The 21498-nt window shown below is 49.2% G+C and carries 24 protein-coding genes; 18 read left to right on the forward strand and 6 right to left on the reverse strand.

All coding sequences use genetic code 11. The features are described 5' to 3' along the window. Positions 1-115: 115 nt before the first annotated feature. Both PsAD37_RS24295 and PsAD37_RS24300 read left to right on the forward strand, forming a co-directional pair. Positions 116-601 carry a hypothetical protein gene (locus PsAD37_RS24295; RefSeq protein ID WP_063298267.1) on the forward strand — a complete coding sequence of 162 codons (486 nt, stop codon included), beginning with the start codon at positions 116-118 and terminating at the stop codon, positions 599-601. A gap of 5 nt (positions 602-606) precedes the next feature. Then, positions 607-1107, forward strand: coding sequence for a hypothetical protein (locus PsAD37_RS24300; protein WP_063298268.1), 501 nt, complete (start codon positions 607-609; stop codon positions 1105-1107). Positions 1108-1161: 54 nt separating this feature from the next. Here the strand turns inward: PsAD37_RS24300 and PsAD37_RS24305 are convergent, their stop codons facing one another. The 4 genes from PsAD37_RS24305 to PsAD37_RS24320 all read right to left on the reverse strand — a co-directional run bounded on the left by PsAD37_RS24305 (position 1162) and on the right by PsAD37_RS24320 (position 5904). Further along, positions 1162-2394 (reverse strand): OmpP1/FadL family transporter, encoded by a 1233-nt coding sequence (locus PsAD37_RS24305; protein WP_063298269.1) that lies wholly within the window; start codon positions 2392-2394, stop codon positions 1162-1164. Positions 2395-2406: 12 nt separating this feature from the next. Then, entirely contained in the window at positions 2407-2604 is a 198-nt protein-coding gene (locus PsAD37_RS24310) for a hypothetical protein (RefSeq protein WP_063298270.1), read from the reverse strand. Positions 2605-3004: 400 nt separating this feature from the next. Beyond that, positions 3005-4264, reverse strand: coding sequence for an OmpP1/FadL family transporter (locus PsAD37_RS24315; RefSeq protein ID WP_208992062.1), 1260 nt, complete (start codon positions 4262-4264; stop codon positions 3005-3007). Between the two features lie 686 nt (positions 4265-4950). Beyond that, complete coding sequence (locus PsAD37_RS24320; protein WP_063298272.1) at positions 4951-5904, reverse strand: DUF1624 domain-containing protein; 954 nt, start codon at positions 5902-5904, stop codon at positions 4951-4953. 166 nt (positions 5905-6070) lie between these two features. On the opposite strand from PsAD37_RS24320, the gene PsAD37_RS24325 reads away from it, so the two are divergent. Both PsAD37_RS24325 and PsAD37_RS24330 read left to right on the forward strand, forming a co-directional pair. After that, positions 6071-6562, forward strand: coding sequence for a septal ring lytic transglycosylase RlpA family protein (locus tag PsAD37_RS24325; RefSeq protein WP_063298273.1), 492 nt, complete (start codon positions 6071-6073; stop codon positions 6560-6562). A gap of 73 nt (positions 6563-6635) precedes the next feature. Continuing rightward, entirely contained in the window at positions 6636-7613 is a 978-nt protein-coding gene (locus tag PsAD37_RS24330; RefSeq protein ID WP_063298274.1) for a DUF1402 family protein, read from the forward strand. Positions 7614-7647: 34 nt separating this feature from the next. Here PsAD37_RS24330 and PsAD37_RS24335 read toward each other — a convergent pair whose 3' ends face one another. Further along, positions 7648-8313, reverse strand: a complete 666-nt coding sequence (locus PsAD37_RS24335) for an MBL fold metallo-hydrolase (protein ID WP_063298275.1) — start codon at positions 8311-8313, stop codon at positions 7648-7650. A 547-nt stretch (positions 8314-8860) separates the two neighbouring features. On the opposite strand from PsAD37_RS24335, the gene PsAD37_RS29445 reads away from it, so the two are divergent. The 6 genes from PsAD37_RS29445 (at position 8861) to PsAD37_RS24365 (ending at position 13299) form a co-directional block, all read left to right on the forward strand. Continuing rightward, positions 8861-9505 carry a cold-shock protein gene (locus PsAD37_RS29445; RefSeq protein ID WP_063298276.1) on the forward strand — a complete coding sequence of 215 codons (645 nt, stop codon included), beginning with the start codon at positions 8861-8863 and terminating at the stop codon, positions 9503-9505. A gap of 197 nt (positions 9506-9702) precedes the next feature. Then, entirely contained in the window at positions 9703-10557 is an 855-nt protein-coding gene (locus tag PsAD37_RS24345) for a 23S rRNA (adenine(2030)-N(6))-methyltransferase RlmJ (protein WP_063298277.1), read from the forward strand. A gap of 179 nt (positions 10558-10736) precedes the next feature. Further along, positions 10737-11261 (forward strand): hypothetical protein, encoded by a 525-nt coding sequence (locus PsAD37_RS28970; RefSeq protein WP_208992063.1) that lies wholly within the window; start codon positions 10737-10739, stop codon positions 11259-11261. Between the two features lie 89 nt (positions 11262-11350). Then, a complete protein-coding gene (gene hemG / locus PsAD37_RS24355; protein ID WP_063298278.1) occupies positions 11351-11878 on the forward strand; it encodes a menaquinone-dependent protoporphyrinogen IX dehydrogenase in 528 nt (175 codons plus the stop codon). A gap of 165 nt (positions 11879-12043) precedes the next feature. Further along, entirely contained in the window at positions 12044-12661 is a 618-nt protein-coding gene (locus tag PsAD37_RS24360) for a glutathione S-transferase family protein (protein ID WP_063298310.1), read from the forward strand. 5 nt (positions 12662-12666) lie between these two features. Beyond that, positions 12667-13299 carry a glutathione S-transferase family protein gene (locus PsAD37_RS24365; protein WP_063298279.1) on the forward strand — a complete coding sequence of 211 codons (633 nt, stop codon included), beginning with the start codon at positions 12667-12669 and terminating at the stop codon, positions 13297-13299. A gap of 56 nt (positions 13300-13355) precedes the next feature. Here PsAD37_RS24365 and PsAD37_RS24370 read toward each other — a convergent pair whose 3' ends face one another. After that, positions 13356-14021 (reverse strand): outer membrane protein, encoded by a 666-nt coding sequence (locus tag PsAD37_RS24370; protein ID WP_063298280.1) that lies wholly within the window; start codon positions 14019-14021, stop codon positions 13356-13358. 394 nt (positions 14022-14415) lie between these two features. Here PsAD37_RS24370 and PsAD37_RS24375 point away from each other — a divergent pair, with 394 nt between their 5' ends. The 8 genes from PsAD37_RS24375 to moaD all read left to right on the forward strand — a co-directional run bounded on the left by PsAD37_RS24375 (position 14416) and on the right by moaD (position 21458). Continuing rightward, entirely contained in the window at positions 14416-15402 is a 987-nt protein-coding gene (locus PsAD37_RS24375) for a calcium/sodium antiporter (protein WP_063298281.1), read from the forward strand. A gap of 101 nt (positions 15403-15503) precedes the next feature. Then, entirely contained in the window at positions 15504-17537 is a 2034-nt protein-coding gene (gene uvrC / locus PsAD37_RS24380; RefSeq protein WP_063298282.1) for an excinuclease ABC subunit UvrC, read from the forward strand. An 83-nt stretch (positions 17538-17620) separates the two neighbouring features. Next, positions 17621-18652, forward strand: a complete 1032-nt coding sequence (locus PsAD37_RS24385) for an endonuclease/exonuclease/phosphatase family protein (RefSeq protein ID WP_084408099.1) — start codon at positions 17621-17623, stop codon at positions 18650-18652. Between the two features lie 49 nt (positions 18653-18701). Beyond that, a complete protein-coding gene (locus tag PsAD37_RS24390; RefSeq protein ID WP_063298284.1) occupies positions 18702-19391 on the forward strand; it encodes an HAD family hydrolase in 690 nt (229 codons plus the stop codon). Positions 19392-19508: 117 nt separating this feature from the next. Continuing rightward, positions 19509-20147, forward strand: a complete 639-nt coding sequence (locus PsAD37_RS24395) for a thymidine kinase (protein ID WP_063298285.1) — start codon at positions 19509-19511, stop codon at positions 20145-20147. Positions 20148-20174: 27 nt separating this feature from the next. After that, complete coding sequence (locus PsAD37_RS24400; protein ID WP_063298286.1) at positions 20175-20456, forward strand: HlyU family transcriptional regulator; 282 nt, start codon at positions 20175-20177, stop codon at positions 20454-20456. A gap of 117 nt (positions 20457-20573) precedes the next feature. Then, complete coding sequence (gene pgsA, locus PsAD37_RS24405) at positions 20574-21146, forward strand: CDP-diacylglycerol--glycerol-3-phosphate 3-phosphatidyltransferase (RefSeq protein WP_057463579.1); 573 nt, start codon at positions 20574-20576, stop codon at positions 21144-21146. A 60-nt stretch (positions 21147-21206) separates the two neighbouring features. Next, entirely contained in the window at positions 21207-21458 is a 252-nt protein-coding gene (gene moaD / locus PsAD37_RS24410) for a molybdopterin converting factor subunit 1 (RefSeq protein WP_063298287.1), read from the forward strand. The last annotated feature ends 40 nt before the right edge of the window (positions 21459-21498 follow it).

Consider the following 21498-nt stretch of genomic DNA (forward strand, 5'->3'; position numbering starts at 1 on the left):
TTGCCGCAGACTGCACCACAACAGCCAGAGCGTGTTCCATTCAATGAAACCAACCGCAAAATCGCTCTCACACCAGCTTGACGCTCATTTCTCATACCGAGCAGGATTAATAAGAATGACAAAGCTACATTTCGGAGTTGGTACACTCACCATCATTGCCGCCTCTCTTTTCCTCACCACAGCGTCCCAAGCCGCGCCTTCCAAAAACGTCAGTGGCGAAGTCCTCGTCCCGCTCAATTTCATCATTGGCCTAAAGGAAGACGGCTCATCAGACCCGGCTGTGACAGAGGCCTGCGAGAAAAAGTACGAGTTCGGTATGGGCAAGGAAGTTTTCGTCGAATATCAGATCAGCCCAACCCAAAACAGAGCAGTGGCACTGGTGGAAAGCACTGAAGTCAGGCTCACCCCTCTCGGCATACCGGAAACCTATTCCTTCACCTCAGACAAGATGCCAGATATCTTGAAAAGCAAAGGGTTTCTAAGGGTCATCTTTACAATGGAAGACGACTTCGACGATGAAGTGGTGCACATCATCGCAGCTGGAGACCAACCAACAGACAAATGCTTTTTGAGCACTGAAGCCTTCAAGCTGAGACAGTAAGGCAAATGCCTTTCCCAGCAATCGCCTGTCACAACAAACCACTTCGCGAAAAAGCGGTGGTGCTGTGCATAGCTGCTGCAGTCCACTTGGGCTCAGCTGGCATGGCAAATGCACGACTGATCACAGAAGAACTCATGCTACCCATCGCCCACTTTGGAACAGCAGTGAGTGCCGGGGCAGCCTCCTCAGCAATGACCGACCATTGTCAGGAAATTTATGATGAGTTTCGTGGAACGGCAGTGTTTATCGATTATGAAATCGACACCACCTCAACCTACACATTTGTTGAAATCGCTGTTGCCGGTGAAGTCATCAAAATGACAGCCCACCCAATCAAAGCTCACTACAAATTCTTCAGCAACAAACTACCCGACCATCTTTCAAGCCTCGGCGCTCAAGCCGTGATCTTTCGCATCAACAGTAAGTTTAAACAACCATCTGTCGAAATCCGCTTCAGCAGCAACAACCGCTACGAATGCCACCTCATCGCCTCAGTCCCAAAATAAAAAAGGGCCAGAGATCACCATCCCCGGCCCCATAATTCTCAAAGATACAAAAGCTTAGAACGCTACGCGGAGTTTAGAGGAAACCGCAAAGTTCCAGGAGGAGTCGTATTCGTAATCGGTGTTAACCTGAGAGTTCACAGCTCCAGTCTTAGCAATGTCATAGCTACCTTCACCTGAGGTTTTGAAGATTGCTCGACCACCGAGTGTAAACTTCACGTTCTTCGCGAAGTCATAACTACCACCCAGGCTAAGCGAATATGTATCAGAGTAAGGGCCTCCGATACCCTTGTCCCAAGTAACACTGCTTCCGAGGCTCAGTTTGTCTGTCAACTGATGACCAATACCAGCTTCAACAATCCAACCATCAGAATAACCAAGATCACGAACTACTTTTGTTGGTACTGGGCCACCTGGAGAAGCCACATCAACAGCAAGCTCATTAAGTACGCTCCAATCAGTCCACTTAACACCGAGGGACGCCAACCATTTAGGAGCGATACCGGTCTGAACCTTCGCTTCAATTGACTGAGGAAGCGTCGCTTCTGCATTTGAACCAAAACTTCCAACATTCTGAATGGAAAGCGCGCCATCAAGCTCCACATCAATTGCGGACTCATACGCGATCATCGCACGTAACGCGATCTCTGGTTTTTCGAATGCTGCACCAATACGAAAGCCGTATTCTCGTTTTGAATCCACATTAATATCTGTATCCAGATCAACAGTACCAATAGGAAGGCCAGTACCAGGATCGATAACAGGAGCCAGTGTCTTGGACAACTGCTCATAATCAACCGTAACAGAGCGTAGACCACCAAATACACGCACGAAGTTACCCTTGCTCACTTCGTGCTTGTAGCTCAGCATTGCATCGAAGCCCAAGGCATCTGCATTTGTTTCACCAATGGCATAACGGCCGTTCCAATCAAATCCAGGTTGCTCGCGGATTAGATAAGGTTGGTTGAGACGAGCGTACAGGTCTAGATTTTCCAGCAGCTCTACTTTTACGGCACCAGAAAACACTGCGATGTTCGGTGCAATGTCATCAGCGGATGAGTTAGTTGTGTCTTCTGGCCGACCAGTCTGGTTTGTCTTCGCATTCTTGAAGTCAACGTTACGGTCTGCATAAGTCGCCTGAGTTTCAACAACGAACTTGCCGTCAGCAAACAGCAAATCGTAGTCTGCAATGCCTTCAGTGGACCAACCGCCTGCAAATGCAGCAGCAGGAATCATGGATACCGCGCAGCCCAGAACGGTTGTCTGAGCCAATGTCTTGAGAACACGCATGCCCTCTCCCCCTTATGTTTCCCCGTACACAGTGTTTAAAACACCGATTTTAGGTTCATTCAGTTGGGAGCACTTGCTTAAGATGCGGAATGCAGTGCGTTTCGCCCCAATGCGATAATCCTGCAATCCGCACTCAACGAGCATCAACGTGTCTCGCGCCAGTGCAATCCCACCAATTTGCAGAGCAAACTGATATAGTTCTGACTGCATGCATAACGCATCGGGAGAAATAATCACCCCTCCCATAGTATAAATACTACACTATTTCGCTTGGGTAAGCTTTTCTAGACTTTAATATGACCTAAGGTAAATTATGATGTTATATTACTATTCTCAAACAAAGGCCAGTTAATCGCAAAGAGCGACTAAGCATTAGACGATAGTCAAACTTACCTATACGTAAGTTACTTAAGAGTTTTGGGATAGGTTTTCCAACAATCCAACATGCTCATTTCTCCACAAAACTGTTGCATAAACAGCACAAATTGAGCTGCATCTTGCACAAATCACACACAATGAAGGATTCCCCTAAAATCCCGGCACGAGCACCCAAAACAAAAAAAGCCGGAGACAACGCCCCCGGCTTTGTATTTGAGTTTTTTGAACTTATTTAGAACGCTATGCGCAATTTTGTATTCAGCGCGTAATTCCAAGAAGAATCATACTCATAGTTATTTTCAGCCCCACTAGCCAGATTGTTAGCATCACCCGCACCAGAGGTTTTATAGATTGCCGCACCACCGAGAATGACCTTGACCTTATCATTGAGTGCATAAGACCCACCAAGCCCTAGTGTGTAGGTATCAGAATAACTCCCCCCGACACCGCGGTCCCATTGCACTGAGCTGCCAAGACTCAATTTTTCATTGAGCTTGTGGCCGACACCTGCCTTAACAGTCCATCCGTCTTTGAAGTTCAGAGCCCGATCAGTCTTTTTGTCGCCCTTTGCATCCGTCAAAACAAGACTATCAATGACAGACCAATCCATCCATTTGACACCGAAAGTTGCCAACCACCCAGGCGCTATGCCTGACTGAACATTCAATTCAACTGATTGAGGCAACGTCAGAGAAGCAAAAGCAGTTCCAGGAATATTGGTCGTTCCTCCACCAGCAATAGGTTTCAACGGAACATCATTGACGTAGGTTTCACCTTCAAGGTCAAATTCAATTTCTGAATCGTATACAAGGCTGGCTCTCATTGCGTATTGAGGAATTTCATAAGCAACGCCTGCACGCCATCCCCAACTCATACCCTTGGATTTTAAAGAAGCACCAGAGACAAAATCACTATATGTATTTCCATTTGGAGCTGTACGGCTTCCAAGATCGTGAGCAGTTTCTAGAGGTGTCCCAACAAGACCACTTGCTAAAGCAACACCAAGGACCACTCCATCAGAATCGTAAGTTAAGTCCAAAGCCTTAACACCAATAATCGCCCTGAAATTACTACTGCCATCAATTTGAAACTTATACGCGCAAGTTGCATCTAATCCGAATGTACCTGCCTCAGTCTTATACCCCCCATAACGGCCCGCCCAGGTAGGATCCATTTCTTCTGTAATCCCAAATGGATTATATGTGCGCCCAAGACAATCCAGATTTTCCATCAAAGTAGCCTTTACGCCGACCTGATAGTTCCAAATATTTGGAGTGGTACGTTCGTTGGTCGAATTGGAAGCGATAGGGCCAACGCCAACATCAGCCCCGCCTTGCGCCTTTGCACTCTTCACCTTGTAATCAACATTCCGGTCAAAGTAGGTCGCCCCACCTTCAACCACAAATTTTTCTGGCGCGAACAGCAGATCAAGGGATCCAACTCCCATATTATCCCACGCACCCGCAAAGGCAGCACTTGATCCGGCCAGCACAAAGCAGCCTGCTGCAAGGCCTCGGCCTGCATTCTTCAAAACCCGCATTCTCTTCCCCCATACTCGTGAGCTTCCGGTAATTCCCCAAAACCGGTCTCACTCCTGAAGGGATGCGAAGATATGTCGTGAAAGAAGAGCTCACCTCATGGAGGTACGCTATGTTTAAAACATTATTTGAGCATAGATTACGACTATACTCCCCCCCACAAGCACGAAAATCTCAACATCACTTCATAATAACTGCGTATATTTACCGAGTGATATATTATCCGTACATTTATTGTGGTCAATACCATCTATCTGTAGTTTTGAGTATTTTTCTTCTGAAGATAACTTTATGTCAGCTACACAATTGAGCAAACTATGACTTACTCATAGAAACGACATCTCAGCTCAGATTGTGAAAATCTCATTCAATTCCAAAACTTACGTATAGGTAAGAGCGCAAAAACACAGCCTTTTAGGAAAGGAAGACCTCATGAATGCCCCCTTGAGATTTCAGCGGCCAGAAAATGTATATTTTTTCAGAGGAATAGCTGCGCACCAGAATAGTTGATGCCCAACTCTCCGAAATTTCAGAGAGCTCTGCCTGACTGATTCACAAACAGATCGGCTAAATCAGCTTAACGCGGGCATATCTTCCTTGAAGCAGGGGGATAAAATCATATCGCAAAGGGATGCCGAACTTACCGGCGCAGACACACCTGAAAGACCTGCTGCGCGATTTCACGCACATCCGCATCATTCGGTCTTGTCAGCAAGTCCTCCCACATGCCTCGCTCTTTTATTTCAGAGGAGGTACACCGACACGCCTGCTCACACTGCCTGGCATCCACGGTCTGACTACAAGCCATCACGCAAGATTGCTGAAAGCTCCTGACCTGAACATCGCCACTGGTACCAATCACTCCAGCAGTCACACCAGCCCAAACGATCCCGAACAGGACCGGCTGGTGCAGAAGGTAGGTCGCAAGGGAATGTCGACCGAACCACGCAAAACAACGCGAAATAACGCTCGGAAACGCAGAACCGCGCAAAAACCGCAAAAGATTATAGCGATGCAGGATATCCCCGCACCCGATGCCCAAAAGCACTGGCCCAAACCAAGGAATAAGTGGCACATAATCAACGGAAACTTCAGGTAAGGAGTTGAGCCCAAGCCAGAAAAACTGCCGGTATGGCAGCACATAATCCCCGAGCCAGTGGTAGAGAAGGATCACCCCTGCCCCACATAGCAACGCAAACACGTAATGAACACGCAAAAACGGCAGGGCAAGAAGGCTCGACACCACGATTGAATGTAAAATTCCAAATCTAACCCACTGATCCTGAAAGATAAAATAAGTCGCAACCGAAACCGCAAGCGCAGCAACTGCCACCTTTATCTCTCGACGCCAGAAACTCTCCCAGCGGATACCGCTTTTATGCGCCAGCACCAGACTGAACCCAACCAGAAACAGAAAACTGCCCGCAATCAATTGCGCGAACAACCGCCAACCTGGCGAACCGGAAACATCCCAGTCGACAACACCAAACCAAGAAAGATCCCAGGAGAAATGATAGATTGCCATTGTCAGGAGCGCGAGGCCGCGGGCGACATCCGCGAGGATAAGTCTTCCAGTCAATAGCTTTTGCTGCACTTTATTCCCCTATCCGGAATATGTTCGCGCGGTACGCACCGCTACAAACGTGATCATTTTTTTCAATCTACATAAACCAACTCAACAACACAGAAAATCTCTCTGGTCCCTAAAACAAGGGAAACCCTGTATAATTGACGTAGCTAAATTGCCAATAGGCTTCAGAATGTCTTGGAACAATAAAGGCTTAACCCATCGCGGTAGTCGCATCTCTGCTCTCCTTCTGTTCATCGCCGCTATCTTGATAGTGTCTGTCGCCTTCATCTTGCGCCCTCATCAGGTGGAAATAAAAAGAACCGCCCAATGCGGAGAAGCATCCTGGTATGCCCTCAACTCTCAAACAGCGAATGGGGAAAAGATGGACCCAGCAAAGCTCACAGCTGCTCATCTGACATTGCCGATGGGTACAAGAGTGCTTGTAACCAATCTGTCAAACGGCAAGTCTTTGACGGTCCGGATCAATGATCGCGGCCCATATGCCCAAAACCGCCTGATTGATATTTCCAAAGCTGCTGCAGCAGAACTCGGCTTTATTCAAAGCGGCGTAATACAAGTGCGCATCTCTGTCGCCAATGAATTCAAGCAATACCTAAGTGGCCACAGTTGTAAAAAGCAACAACTTACTTACGCTAGAAAGCAAAACATAGAATCTGAATAGATTTTTAGGACAATTCAGATACGTATCAAGCAATCAAAATCAACAGCGATTAATAGTGCAGAGTTCGATTGCTATGATAATACCTATAAAAGCAAGTGCATTCTTTTTAGTAACGGCCCTAGTCTTATCTTCACCTGACTTATTGTTAAGCTCAGCACAGGCAAATGTTCCGCTTGTGGTTCCCTCTGGCAATCGCCTCCAAAGTCAGCCGACCATCCCCAGCGCTTCTGCAACGCGTACCAAAGCCTTCAAGCGAACCTATGAAAAAAAGTTTCAGCGCATTCTTAAAGTGCTTAAACGAGAAGGCCGCCTGATCAAGAACATCAAGAAGGTCGCCAGTCTGTACAACATAGACCCGGTCCACATCCTGGGTGCGATCGTTGGAGAGCATACCTACAATTATGATAGCCTCGACAGCGCTCAGGGCTATTACATGAAGGCTCTGCAATACGCGCGAATTCCCATTTCTTTCCAACATGACGGCGAGAAAGTCTGGAGTTTTGTAAAGCGCCCGCAATTCAACACATGCCGCCGCCAGGAAACCAGCAACAGCCGGTGGAGATGCTACGAACTCATTTGGAACACAAGGTTTATGGGCAAAACAATCGGCTCGATCCGCTATCCGCGAGAGCCTTTTCACAGAGCTTTTTTCAGACCAATGTTCGCAGGCCAAAGCTTCGGTTTAGGTCAGATAACGCCACTTACGGCCCTAAAGATGAATGACATGGTCAGCAGCATCAGCGGCCTGCCAAAACTCAGCTCAAAAGATGCCTCTGGCCTTTATAAAACGGTGATGGATCCAAACAAATCAATTCACTACACTGCAGCAGTGCTAAGGGACGCCATCAACGCTTACAAAAAGGTCGCTAACGTCGATATCTCCGAAAACCCTGGCATCACATCGACCCTATATAATCTCGGAAACCCTTGGGAACGCGCTATTTCCTATCGGAACAAGCGCAGAATAACACCAGCACATTTGCCACGAGAAAATTACTACGGCTGGCTCATCAACGAGCGCATCGACGAACTCCAGGCAATCCTTCGATAAAAAAGGGGAACTCAAACTCTCAAATAGCCGCCGACTACTTCAGATATGGATTGTTCAGCCTTTCGTGGCCAAGCGAAGAAGCTGGTCCATGTCCTGGCAGGAACGTAATGTCATCACCCAGCGGCAAAAGCTTTTCCTTGATTGAGGCGATAAGCGTATCATGATCACCACCCGGCAGATCAGTTCGCCCAATCGACCCTGCAAACAACACATCACCCGAAATCGCCAGCTTCAGATCCTTGTTGTAAAACACAACATGCCCCGGCGCATGGCCTGGGCAGTGTAGAACCTGAAATTCAGCTCCCGCAGCAGTGACGACATCACCTTCAACAAGCCATTGATCTGGCTCTACTTTCTTGACTGCATCTAATCCAAACTGCTTGGCCTGATCTTCAACACGATCAATCAGCGGATGATCATCTTCATGCGGGCCAATCACTTTAACATCCAGCGTCTCTGCCAGTTCAGCAGCACCGCCGATATGGTCGATATGCCCATGAGTGATGAGGATATGCTCTACAGTCACATCCAGCTCTTTAAGCGCAGCAAGAATGTGATCCACATCTCCACCCGGATCAACAACAACAGCTTTGCGCGTATTCTTGTTCCACACGATGCTACAGTTCTGCTGGAAGGCAGTGACCGGAACAACAGTTATCTGAATTCCCGTCAGATCTGCTTTATTGCTGGCATCACTCATAAGTGCTTCATCTCCAAATTCCGAGTTCTTCGCACCATACAGTAATCAGATATGCTGAGCTACTCTCAGCCCTTTCAGAAACCTGCTAATATTACGGTTTTTAAATACAACCCCAAAACTAACCCTATGCAAATACCATTTATAATTGCAGCGACAATCAAACATGCAAATATCATTTGTCTTCGCAAAATTATTCGATATTTTAGATGTAAATAATAGGCTTTTATCCTCCCATTTCTGGCTATACCCCCAATTTCATAGGGTTTTACCTCCACCTTCCCTAGGAAAAGCTTGCCCTATTACCAAACTGAACCCTATGATATGCCGCGCATACGTAAAGACTGCCTATGTTGAACTGGCCACTATTATTACCCGGCCAAGCAATTAGGGATTGTTTGCGATGCAAGGCAGGTAGGAGCTCTTAACCAAAGCCCCACTAAGACATTTGATTATTACTTTGTGTGTTTTCGGACGGGCAATTGGCTTTGAGAAAGCGAGTACATGCGGATACTGGCAGGTTTAAATCCGCAGGAAAGGCGATATTGTAATGCATAATGGGAATTCGGGTCGTCGTCCACGCAGCAAGCGAGGCGGCAAGCGCGAATTTGGGGATTCGCAGAATTTCGGCCCGGAGTTTGGGGCACCAGCATATTTTCCTGGAGATTCTGAGCGAGGCGCCTACGCGCCTCCTGTGGTGGAAAATGAACGCAGGGGTCCCTACGGTAACCGCAGTCCGGGAGGATACGGCGGAGACCGGAATAACGACCATCGCGCGAGCGGGCATGGCGACAATGATCGTGGTGGCGGGTATGGCAACCGTGATGGCGGAGGCGGTGGCTTCCGGGACGGACCAAACGGTGGTGGAGGCGGACGACGCAGCTACCCACCAGTTGAACGGGGACCTCGCCAGTCTGGCACTGTCAAGTTCTTCAAGTTGGATAAAGGCTTCGGTTTCATCACACCAGATAATGGCGAAAGCGATGTATTCGTCCATATCTCAGCTGTTGAGCGCTCCGGTCTGACAACCCTTGATAGTGGGCAGCGGATTTCCTTTGAGACAGAACCTGATCGCCGGGGCAAAGGTCCAAAGGCAGTTGAACTGCGACTGGAAGACGGCACTGCAGTTTCATCTGAAACAGCTGAATCTCAGCCAGAGATGCGCGACGACTTTGACAGCATAGGCCAGGACTAACCACCTTGGACTTGCACTGTTGATTTACTAAAGGCAGCACTTTGCTGCCTTTAGTTTTGGGCTCAGTAGAGAGCTTTGCGGCTTGTGTCCCTGCCCACCATCAGACTATAAGGCCGACAACAAACCTATTAACAAGAGCGCCTCTAGAGAACTCCACCCTGGCAGCAGCGCACGATAAAGGCCAACAGGCGCCCACCATGAACTACCGGCACATTTACCACGCAGGCAACATTGGCGATGTACTCAAACATATCGTCCTCGCCAACATCTTGAAGTACCTCCAGAAAAAAGATGGAGCCTACAGAGTACTGGACACGCATGCCGGAATTGGCCTGTATGATCTGACCTCTGAAGAGGCCCAGAAAACCGGAGAGTGGCAGCAAGGCATCGGCAAAGTGCTGGAAAATCTTGGCGATGCGCCAGTTCCTGTGAAGGAAGTTCTCGCTCCCTGGCTGGAGACAGTCGAGACTCTCAACCCGGGTGGCGGCGTAAAATTTTACCCCGGCTCCCCTGAAATTGCCTGTATGCTCGCCAGAAAACAGGACCGTCTGACACTCACAGAACTTCATCCAGAAGATTTTGAAGAGCTGAAGAACAATTACGGCGGGGACAAAAAGGTCAAGGTGATTGCACTGGATGCCTGGCTCGCATTGGGTAGCTTCCTCCCCCCAAAAGAAAGACGCGGTGTCGTCCTGATCGATCCGGCGTTCGAAGTGGAAGATGAATTCGCACGCGTTGCAGATGGCGTTATCCGCGGTTGGAAGAGATGGCCAACTGGAACATTTGCCATTTGGTATCCAGTCAAAAACTTCAGTGCAGTTCGACAACTCATTGCTACGCTTGACGAAGCTGGCATCCGCAACACTGTGAAAATCGAATTGTCGGCAGGTAAAGTCAGCAAGGACGTGCCAATGAAGGCCAGCGGGATGATGGTCATCAATCCTCCTTGGACACTCACAAAAGACATGAACACCGCTCTGCCATGGCTCTGCAAAACTCTGACGCAAGGCATCAACCCGTCATGGAACGTGGAACAGGTTATTCCTGAGTAACCCCTCAGAACCTTTGATTGACCCAAAACAGCAAATCACTGATTGCTAGAAGCGCAGGGCCAAAGCTCATGCGCTTTTTAGTATCTCGTCGCGCCTCACAAAGAGGCTGGTGCATAAACGCTTCCTGCAGGCAGCTGTCCGCTGCTTCAGACCAGCCAGCCTTTCCGTGGAGAGTGTTAATGCGCGCGAGATCAATCCTGACCCTACTGACTGCAACTGTACTGAGTGTTGCCACCGGAACGACATTTGCTGCTGATCTCGTTCCTCCGGGGAGCTATGACACAACCATCCCGCAGATAGACGAAGAGGATTTCATCGATCCTAATGAGAAAGTCTATTTCGGTTGGTCCGGCGACTATCTGCCAGCCTGTGACTCAGGCAAGGCGCAAAGAGCCGTCGCACGGCAAATCGCACGTGCTGTTCCAAGTTATTATGACGGATTAGAGATCAAGCTGATCGAAGAAATTCGCGAGTCAGATTTCACAATCAGACGCCCAAGCCCAGTGGGCCGCCGCTATTGCAATGGCGTAGCAACACTAAGCGACGACACCCGCCACCGCATCTATTACGCACTGGTGCAGTATGATGGCTTCCTTGGCCTTTCATGGGGCGTCAAAGCTTGCCTTGACGGCCTCGACAAGTTCAGGGTCTACGATGGCGAATGCCGGACAGTTCGACCAGAGCAGGAAATCATACCCCGCTAACGCAACGCCTTGCTACATCATGCCTCCTAGGACTGTGTGCACATGAGATTTATATTCGATCTCAGCACAGTCCTACGGGTTCACAACTGATGAAATACTATCTCGCCTACGCCAGTCATGACGGCCAGACTAAAAAAATAATTGGCAAGATCTCAGAGTTTCTTGAAAAGAATGGAGAAAAGATCGTCTTCCTCCCTCTTGTAACAGGGGTGGAACAGCTCCCAACTGATTTGAAGGACAACCGAATTCTCATTGGAGCCCCTATCCGCTATGGCTTCCACTTACGTCCGGTTCGCCAGTTTGTCAGCCGCAATTTGGCCGAACTGAATCAGGCACATACAGCTTTCTTTTCAGTCAACCTGACGGCCCGAAAGCCGGAGAAGAGCACCCCGCAAACCAACGCATACCTCAGGAAATACTTGGAGAAATCGAAGTTTGAGCCAAAGAAGGTTGCTGTCTTTGCAGGTGCTCTCAACTATCCTGACTACAAGCCGTGGGATCGAGTGATGATCCAACTCATCATGAAGATGACCAATGGCCCGACAGACCCCAAACTCACTGTCGAATTTACCGATTGGAATGCTGTCGAGCATTTTGCGAAGGAGCTCGCCCAGTAACCGCAAGCTCTGACACAATCAAATCGAAGTCCCTTGCATTATTGGAAGAAACACGGATATCGTGCAGACCACTCAATTCTCCTAGAGCGTATCACCGAATGCACCTCCGGGTTTCGGATAAGGATGCGCGTTGCAACATGATCTAGTGTTTTACAGGTGGCTGCCATGCAAACTCTCCGTTCCTCCAGCGCTTCTCCCTTTGGTCGCAAAATCAAGCTCGCACTGTACGTGCTAGGCTTCGCAGACAAAGTGAATATTGAAGTCGCGCAGACACTCGATCCCAATGACACGCTCCGCCAGCAAAACCCGCTCGGCAAAATCCCGTGTCTTGTCCTTGAAGACGGCAACGTACTCTACGACAGCCGCGTCATCACTGAATATCTGGACTATACGGCTGGTGGCGAAAAGCTGTTTCCAGCAGGTGCTGAACGATTTGAAATTCTGACCAAACAAGCCCTTGCAGATGGTATCTGCGATGCGGCAATCCAAATCGTTTATGAAAGCCGTATGCGCCCGGAAGAAAAGAAGCATCAGGACTGGGTGGACTACCAGCAGGCAAAGGTTGATCGCGCACTGACAGCCTTCGAAAACAACCCTCTGCCAAAGGTCCAGCATAATTCTCCGGATGCAGCTCAGATAGCCCTGGCCTGTGCTCTTGGATACCTTGATCTTCGTTTCGCAGGTGAATGGCGTAAATCCTATCCGACACTCGTTGCTTGGCTGGATGACTTCGCTTCTAGCGTACCTTCATTCGACAAAACCAAAGCTGAGCCGGGAGTTTAGGCAGAATGGTCATCCTCCGCACGTCACCAACCTCCCCTTATGGACGCAAAGCGCGTATCGCTGCTGCTGTTCTGGAACTTCAGGAACAGGTGAAAGTCGATTGGGCTGACACAAGAGCATCCGAAGGCTCTTTGTACGAACAAAACCCACTTGCAAAAGTCCCAACACTTCTGCTGGAAAATGGCGATGTAGTCTACGACAGCCGCGTCGCATTGGAGCTGCTCGACACTCTGGCTGGTGGAGGCAAGATCATCCCGCCAGACGGCACCCGCATCTCAGTCCTTACGAAACAGGCAATGGCAGATGGCATCACTGATGCCGCCATTCAAGCTCAGATTGAAACAAGGAACCACCCGGAAGAACACTGGAACCGGACCTGGATCGACCGTCAGCAAGGAAAAGTTGATCGCACATTGAAAGCCTTCAATGACCATCCTTTGCCAACTCCAACAGAAACCAACGGCATTCCGGACTGTGCCCAGATCGCACTTGCTTGCTCATTAGGTTATCTCGATTTACGAGCGAATGGGGAATGGCGACAGAACAACCCGAAACTGGTTCGCTGGCATGATGCTTTTGTTGCGCAGGTTCCGGCCTACAACGAAACACAGACACCAGAAATGCTTGAGAGAAGCTAAAAACGAAAAAGGCGCATGCCGGAAGCATGCGCCTTTAAAGCAGAAAATCAGTTCAATTAGAACTTCATGGAAACGCCTGCGCGTACCAGATTTTCATCAATCTTAGTTTTCTCAGTGTTGCCACCGAAGTCAAACTTCTGATCGCCGAAGTCCTGATAGAGGTATTCAAGGCGAGCAGTCAGAGTGTCGGTTACTGCGTGTTCAACACCAGCACCTACAACGTAACCAATTGCGATTGTGTCATCTTTGCCTGCAGAGGATTTTGCAGTCAGATCTTTGAATGCAGCACCACCTGTACCGTATACAAGCGTACGGTCGAGAGCGTAACCTGCACGAGCGCGAACGGTTGCATTCCAGTCGGACTGCAGCTCTACGCCAGCGCTTTTCTCTTCAAGGTCGTTGTACTGAATGTCAGCTTCAGCACCCAGGACAACACTTGGAGCAACCATGAAGTTGTAACCGGCATGAACGCCCGCAGTTACACCATTCTGGTCGTCATCCAATGCACCGGATGCACCGCTTTTGCCATCAGCGCCGAGGAATCCCCAACCAGCGTTGGCACCAATGTAAGCACCAGACCAGTCATACGCAGAAAAGGTCGCTGGTGTTTCATAAGAAATTTCTGGCTGACTTGGCTGTACTGGCTGAGGGAGGTCAGCAGCAAGGGAAGTGCCGGCCATCAGACCGAAAGCGATAGCGGTACAAGACGCAATACGCAGCATGTATCATTCTCCAACAAATTATAAACGGAGCGCATGAAACGCATCCGCTGGGGGAAGGCGATCAAATGAGACCGCCCCAGGATGGAGAAAGGTATGATTTGACTTTGTGGCTGGATCTGACACGAATTCTGGTTAATTCAAGGCAAACTACAGAAAGAATATGGCACCTTTGACAACCTGTTGTTTACGCTAGGTAATGCATACTATTTGAGTGGCCATTTTACTATACACAAGCTGTGATCAATTCTACCGACTGAAATTTTTGCAGAGATCTGGTGTCAAAAGTGATCTGAGACACTTCAAGAACGCGGCAAACCTGTCTATATACCCGGTCAGACTCCTGTATGCCCCCTTTGGCGTAGCAAATAACCTTACATAATTGGAATTTCAGCCTATGCTTTTCTCATATGCTGCCCTCCTCGGAGGTCTCGCACTATTGATTTTTGCCGGTGACTTGCTTGTACGCGGCGCTGTGTCAATTGCTCAGGCTCTGGGAATTCCAACTCTCATCATCGGTTTGACCATTGTCGCCTTTGGTACCTCTGCACCAGAACTCTTTATCTCTTTAAAAGCTGCTCTCGACGGTGTCAGCGGTGTTGCAATCGGTAACGTTGTCGGCTCCAACATCGCAAACGTACTGCTGGTTCTTGGTGTACCTGCTCTGATCGCAACAACGCCATGCGATGAAAATGGAGCTCACAGAAACGCTCTGTTCATGCTTGTGGTCTCCGTCATTTTTGCAGCACTCTGCTTCATGGGTACGCTAACCCATTATGCAGGTATCGGCCTTCTTGTTTTGCTTCTAATCTTTCTGGGAGATTCAGTCCGCGCAACCAAGAAGCATAAAAAAGAGAACGACTCTTGCTGTGTAACGGCTTCTGAAGGAGATGAAGAAGACGATCTCGACGTCGATTCCGTTCCAGAAAATAAAGCGATTGCAGCACTCTTCCTCGTTCTGGGCCTGATCGGCCTGCCGCTTGGAGCTCAACTGACGATCTCCGGGGCAACTGATGTGGCATCATCCTGGGGCGTGTCCGATGCCGTCATCGGTCTAACTGTCGTTGCACTTGGCACCTCGCTGCCAGAGCTTGCAACAACCGTCATGGCAGCCCTCCGTCAGCATTCAGCAGTGGCTCTCGGCAACGTCATTGGCTCAAATGTATTTAATCTGCTGGCGATCATGGGCATCACGGTCACAATCATTCCAATCCCGATCCCAGAACAAATCCTCGTCTACGACATCTGGGTCATGCTAGCCTGTGCCGTACTGCTGTATATCTTTGCCGCCAAGCGTCTGTGCCTCGGCAAAGCATGGGGCATATTCCTTAGCGTTGCCTATGTCGCTTACATCTACGGCGTATTTGCTCTGGATTTCATCTAGGACACACAACTAAAACACTTCTGAGAGACCGCACCTGCCGTTGAATCGGATAAGGTGCGTTTCCATATTTTATTTCAGCATACACCGAGAGTAATTGGATCATGGCTAAAGACACATCTGACATGCCTGCTCAAGCAGAAGACAATGTCGATGTGCCCCAAAGCAATCCAGACATCCAGTTTGAAAGCAATGCCGCGCCACGCAAACCTGGCGTAAAGGGTGTTGAAGTCATTGCAGACTTCGTAAAACGCTTGCCCCTTGGCCCCGGCGTCTACCGCATGTTTGATGAGGACGGCGAAGTCCTCTATGTGGGCAAAGCCCGGTCACTGAAGAAGCGCGTCACAAGTTACACTCGGCTTCAGGGCCAATCCAACCGCATTATGCGGATGATCATGGCAACCGCTGCCATGGAGTTTGTTGAAACCCGCACAGAACCAGAAGCCTTGCTGCTGGAAGCAAACCTCATCAAGCGTTTGCGCCCTCGCTTCAACGTACTTCTACGCGACGACAAGTCCTTTCCATACATTCTGATCAGTGCCGACCATGAAGCCCCTGCCCTGATCAAACACCGCGGTGCTCGGGCCCGCAAAGGTGATTACTTCGGACCATTTGCATCCGCTGGCGCTGTCAACGACACCATCAATGCCATGCAAAAAGCGTTTCTCATCCGCAACTGCTCCGACAGCTACTATTCCAATCGCTCACGCCCTTGCCTGCTTTATCAAATCAAGCGTTGTGCAGCACCATGCACTGGCGAGATCTCCATTGAGGACTACAAAGGACTTGTTGCTGAAGCAAAGTCCTTCCTCTCAGGCAAAAGCCAGCTCATCAAACAAGACCTGGCAGTCGCTATGGAAAAAGCCTCAGAGAACCTCGACTTTGAACAGGCGGCTGTCTATCGCGACCGCATCTCTGCACTGTCACATGTTCAGAGTCATCAGGGCATCAATCCGCAGAGCATTGAAGAAGCAGATGTTTTCGCCACCTATCAGGAAGGTGGCCAGACATGCGTACAAGTCTTCTTCTTTCGCACAGGACAAAACTGGGGCAACCGTGCATACTTCCCTAAAGCGGATAAAAGCTACGAACCCTCGGAAATTCTGGAGAGCTTCCTCTCCCAGTTCTACGAGGATAAACCACCACCACGTATGGTCTTGCTCTCTCATGAATTGGAAGAGCAAGAACTACTGGCAGAAGCCCTCTCTGCAAGGGCCAATCGCAAGGTCGAAGTTGCAATACCAAAGCGCGGCGAAAAACGCGAATTGGTGGAGCATGCGCTCACGAATGCCAAGGGCGCTCTTGGCCGTAGGCTTGCTGAGACATCCAGCCAGCTGAAACTCTTGAAGGGCGTCGCTGAAGCCTTTGATCTGGACCGTACGCCACGTCGCATCGATGTTTTCGACAACTCCCACATCTCAGGCACCAATGCTGTTGGCGGAATGATTGTTGCGGGCTCTGATGGCTTTGCGAAAGGTCAGTACAGAAAATTCAACATCAAGTCAGAAGACCTGATCCCGGGCGACGACTACGGCATGATGCGAGAAGTGCTCTCACGCCGTTTCGCCCGCCTGATGAAGGAAAACCCGGAAGGTTACGAACAAGCCGCCCGTTTCACCGCACAATCAAAAACTGAGCCAAAAGCCGGTGAAGAAGAGCAGGATGTCGCACCATCCAATGCTGACATCCCTGCATGGCCTGATTTGGTGCTGATCGATGGCGGGAAAGGCCAGCTCAGCGCCGTTCGCGAAACACTCGAAGAGATGGGCATCACGGACATCCCATTGGTCGGCATCGCAAAAGGTCCTGATCGCGATGCAGGACGCGAGAAGTTCTTCGTCACGGGCAAACAAAGTTTCATGTTACCTGAACGTGATCCGGTCCTGTACTTTGTGCAACGCATGCGAGATGAGGCACACCGCTTCGCGATCGGCTCCCACAGAGCTCGCCGCAAGAAGGCAATCGTCGCAAATCCACTGGACGAAATCGCAGGTATTGGCCCGACAAGAAAGCGCGTTCTGCTTCGTCACTTCGGCACAGCAAAAGCAGTTTCAAAAGCTGGCATCGAAGACTTGCGAGCTGTTTCGGGAATCTCTGAAAGCATTGCAAAACTGATCTACAACCACTTCCACGAATAATCACGGGATAACGCATTGTTTTCACAAATAGAAAACGACTATACGCTATTCTCATCAAAACTTAACAACCAAAGGTGAGAGCAGTGCGTTCAGACAGGGTATTATCAAAGAAAAAACCAAATACCCCGATCTTGCTTCATCTGGTGCGCGCAGGAACACTTGCAGTCACCTTCTTGCTCCTCGCCTCTTTATTCGCTCCCGGAAACCTGTTGAGCGAAGCGGTAGCTTTCTTCATCCCTCAGCTTATCGCAGTAGGTTTTGTCGGTCTCCTTCTCTGGCTCGTACTGGCCAGAAAGCTGCACTGGCTCCATTTACTCTGCCTCTTAGGATTGATCATCTCCAGCTTCTGGATGGTCACCAGCATCCGTCTCGTCACTCAACCTGTCGCAATTCTGGATAACCACCCCAAGAGCAAGTCGTTCAACGTCATGAGCCTCAATCTCCTGCATATGCAGTTCGAGAAGGAGGCCTTGCAAGAGCTGATTGAAAAACGTCAACCAGACCTGATCGTGTTTCAGGAAACCGCAAGCGCAACTCCTCGCCTGAAAACATTCCTTACAGAGAATTATCAATACGCTATCCTGCCCCCAGCAAAGCGCGACACTGATCTCACAGTCTTCAGCAAATTTCCGCTAAAGAACTCAAAACGGGTTCATATACCTGGCCTTGGGCAAAACGGGTACATCCCGCGCGAGTTCCTGAGCGCAGATATCGACATCAACGGCACCCTGATCCAGCTCTATGCAATCCACCCGGCAAGTCCACGCAGTCAACGTCGCCTGGACGGACGGACGACCTACATGAATTACGTGTCAAATTACATCCGGGAACAGCGGACAGATTCACCCATTATGGTTTTAGGGGACTGGAACACCCCTGTCTGGTCAGATACCTTTCAGAAACTGCTTTCAGATTTGAAGCTGAAAACAACGTTCACCAGCCTCATTCCGCAGACAACTCGATATTTTATCAATCCATTTCTTGGAAAAGTGTTGGGATCAAAAGTCGATCACATCACCTCTTCTGAAGAAATTATAATCAAAGACCTCATAATTGACGAAGATGTCGGCTCAGACCATTTTCCAATCTTCGCGACACTTCACATATTACCCTAAAGTAAGCATATAATAACTTTATAGGGACCGGTTCGGAGGGAAATTTGGAATGCCACGAGAATTGCTTATATCCTTCGATGCAGACCAAACCCTCTTTGATTTTCAACGAATTCTGGACGAAGCCCTCATCACCACCGCCAGTTTTTTAAGCCATTACTCTGACAAACCCATCACGCCCAAACGCCTCAAAAAAGTACATAAATCCCTCGTTGAAGACGCAGACCCCAGCAACATTCGCTATCTGGAAATTCGAAGAGCTTCATTTGAACAAGCACTTAATCCACTGAGCAATGCTAAGGATTTGTCCGAGCAGGCGCTGGAGATCTTCAAGAAAGTCCGCTTCGGAGACCCTTACTTTTACCCTCATGTCAAAGAAACGCTCGCAACACTGAAGCGAAACTACAAGACAGCACTTATCACCAATGGCAACTCTTGCCCTAAAAGCACAGGTATCGCCCACCTCTTCGACTTCGTGGTGATGGCAGAAGAGTATCCCTACAAAAAACCGGACCCCCGTCTCTTTGATGCTATGCTTTCAATGGCTGGCATGAGCCCCGACAAGCTCATCCACGTAGGCGACTCATTGGAACACGACATCGCAGGTGCAAACAATATCGGCGCCACGTCCGTCTGGTTTAACCCTCTGCAGCATAACAACCAATCCCCTGTTCTGCCAGATCATTCCATAGCCTGCATGCGTGAATTACCAAGTTTGGTCGCTGGATACGCCTCACGTTAAAAGTTTGCCGTGGAACCTTGTGAGTAACCTCCCAGGGTTCTGGCCTCTCCCACGAATCCATGTATGAAGACCTGATCAGATTGAACGCGATGAGGCGCGCCGCGCCGCGAAGGGCCAATGGCAAAACTATATTTCAATTTCTCCGCAATGAATGCTGGTAAGTCCACTCTGCTATTGCAGGCCTCCTATAACTATCAGGAACGCGGCATGCGCAGTTTGCTGTTCACAGCAGCCCTCGACAATCGCACCAAGGTCGGAGAGATTTCATCACGTATAGGTTTGAAATCAGACGCCCTCATCTACGACACAAAGCTTGATCTGTTCGCTTGTATTGAGGAACAACTCAAAGAACACCAGTTCAATGCCGTTTTCATCGATGAAGCGCAATTCCTGACAGAGGAACAGGTCTGGCAGCTGGCCAATGTTGCTGATCATCTTCGTATTCCTGTAATGGCTTACGGTTTGAGAACCGATTTTCAGGGCAAGATGTTCCCAGGCAGTGCCGCACTCCTCGCCATTGCAGATATCCTCCGCGAAGTGAGAACCATCTGCTGGTGCGGATCCAAAGCAACAATGGTGGCCCGCGTGGATGAAAGCGGAAACATTGTCGAAGAAGGTGATCAGGTTGTCATCGGCGGTGAGGAATCCTACATCTCGCTTTGCAGAAAACACTGGTCCATGCGCAAACTTGGGGAACCCACCGGTGAAAACAAGGATGCACTCTCCGACATGATGTGCGAACCTGTAGACCAATAAAACTACGTTTAGTCTGGGAGAATAAACATGGGCTTTTTCTCAAATCTGTTTGGCGGCAAAAAAGATGAAAACTCAGCGCCAACTGCGAAAGCAGAAGAATTTGAAGGCTATCTGATTTACTCTGAGCCTTCGCGCCGTGGAGGACAGTGGCAAACTGCGGGCCGCATCACCAAGCAATTTGGTGAAGAGACCAAGCAACACACCTTTATCCGCGCAGACACACATGGCTCTGAGGATGAAGCAAAAGAGTTCTCTTCACGCAAGGCAAAGCAGATCATTAACGAAATGGGTGACAGGATGTTTACATAATCCCGTATACTCCCCTGAAGTCCTGCACAAATAAGCGTGCTACAATTGACAGGACGCACTTGGATGTGCACACCCTGCCTATGAGCGCTTGTTAGCCGCGTAAACTTGAAGGTTCATATGTCCCGTAAGCTTATATTTTCTCTTCCAAATATTCTTACTTACGGCCGTATTGCTGCTGTGCCAGCTCTGGCTGTGTGTTTCTATTTCCCAACCCACACCGCCCGTTGGATTGCATTAAGTATCTTCTTCATAGCTGCAATCACGGATTTCTTTGACGGCTACCTCGCCAGAATTTGGCAGCAACAGTCCGCTCTTGGCCGTATGCTGGACCCAATTGCCGACAAACTTCTTGTTTCTGTTTGCCTACTTATATTGGCATGGGATCAAACAATCGGAAACTGGTCTATCTTTGCCGCTATCATCATTCTTTGCCGAGAAATCCTTGTTTCTGGCTTGCGTGAGTTCCTTGCTGAGCTTCGTGTTTCGGTCCCTGTTACCAAACTGGCTAAATGGAAAACCACTGTTCAACTCGTTGCCCTAGGCTTTTTGCTCGCAGGTGATGCTGGCGATGTTGTTTTCCCCTACACTACATCGACTGGTATAGTGCTACTTTGGGTCGCAGCGATTTTGACCCTATATACGGGGTATGACTACTTTCGCGCCGGAATTGGCCATCTGATTGAAGACTAATTCCTGTAAAAGACAAGGCTTCCATGAAAAGGAAGCCACACAATACCGGGGCTCAATCTCATGAAAATTCGTTACTTCGCTTGGCTGCGTGAGCGCACTGGAACTTCTGAGGAAACCATTGAGCTTCCGGAAACTGTTAAAACCGCTGGCGAATTGATAAGTTGGCTCGCAGCTCGTGATGAAGGTTATGCGTTTGCCTTCGAACAACCAGAAACCATTCGCATCGCAGTCAATCAGGAACATGTGGAAGAAGATCACGTATTGTCTGGAACTGAAGAAGTTGCATTCTTCCCGCCGATGACAGGCGGTTGAGGAACACCTTCCCTCCAGCATATCTCAAAGTCTGCGAGTA

This window comes from Pseudovibrio sp. Ad37 (assembly GCF_001623075.1).
Lineage (GTDB): Bacteria > Pseudomonadota > Alphaproteobacteria > Rhizobiales > Stappiaceae > Pseudovibrio.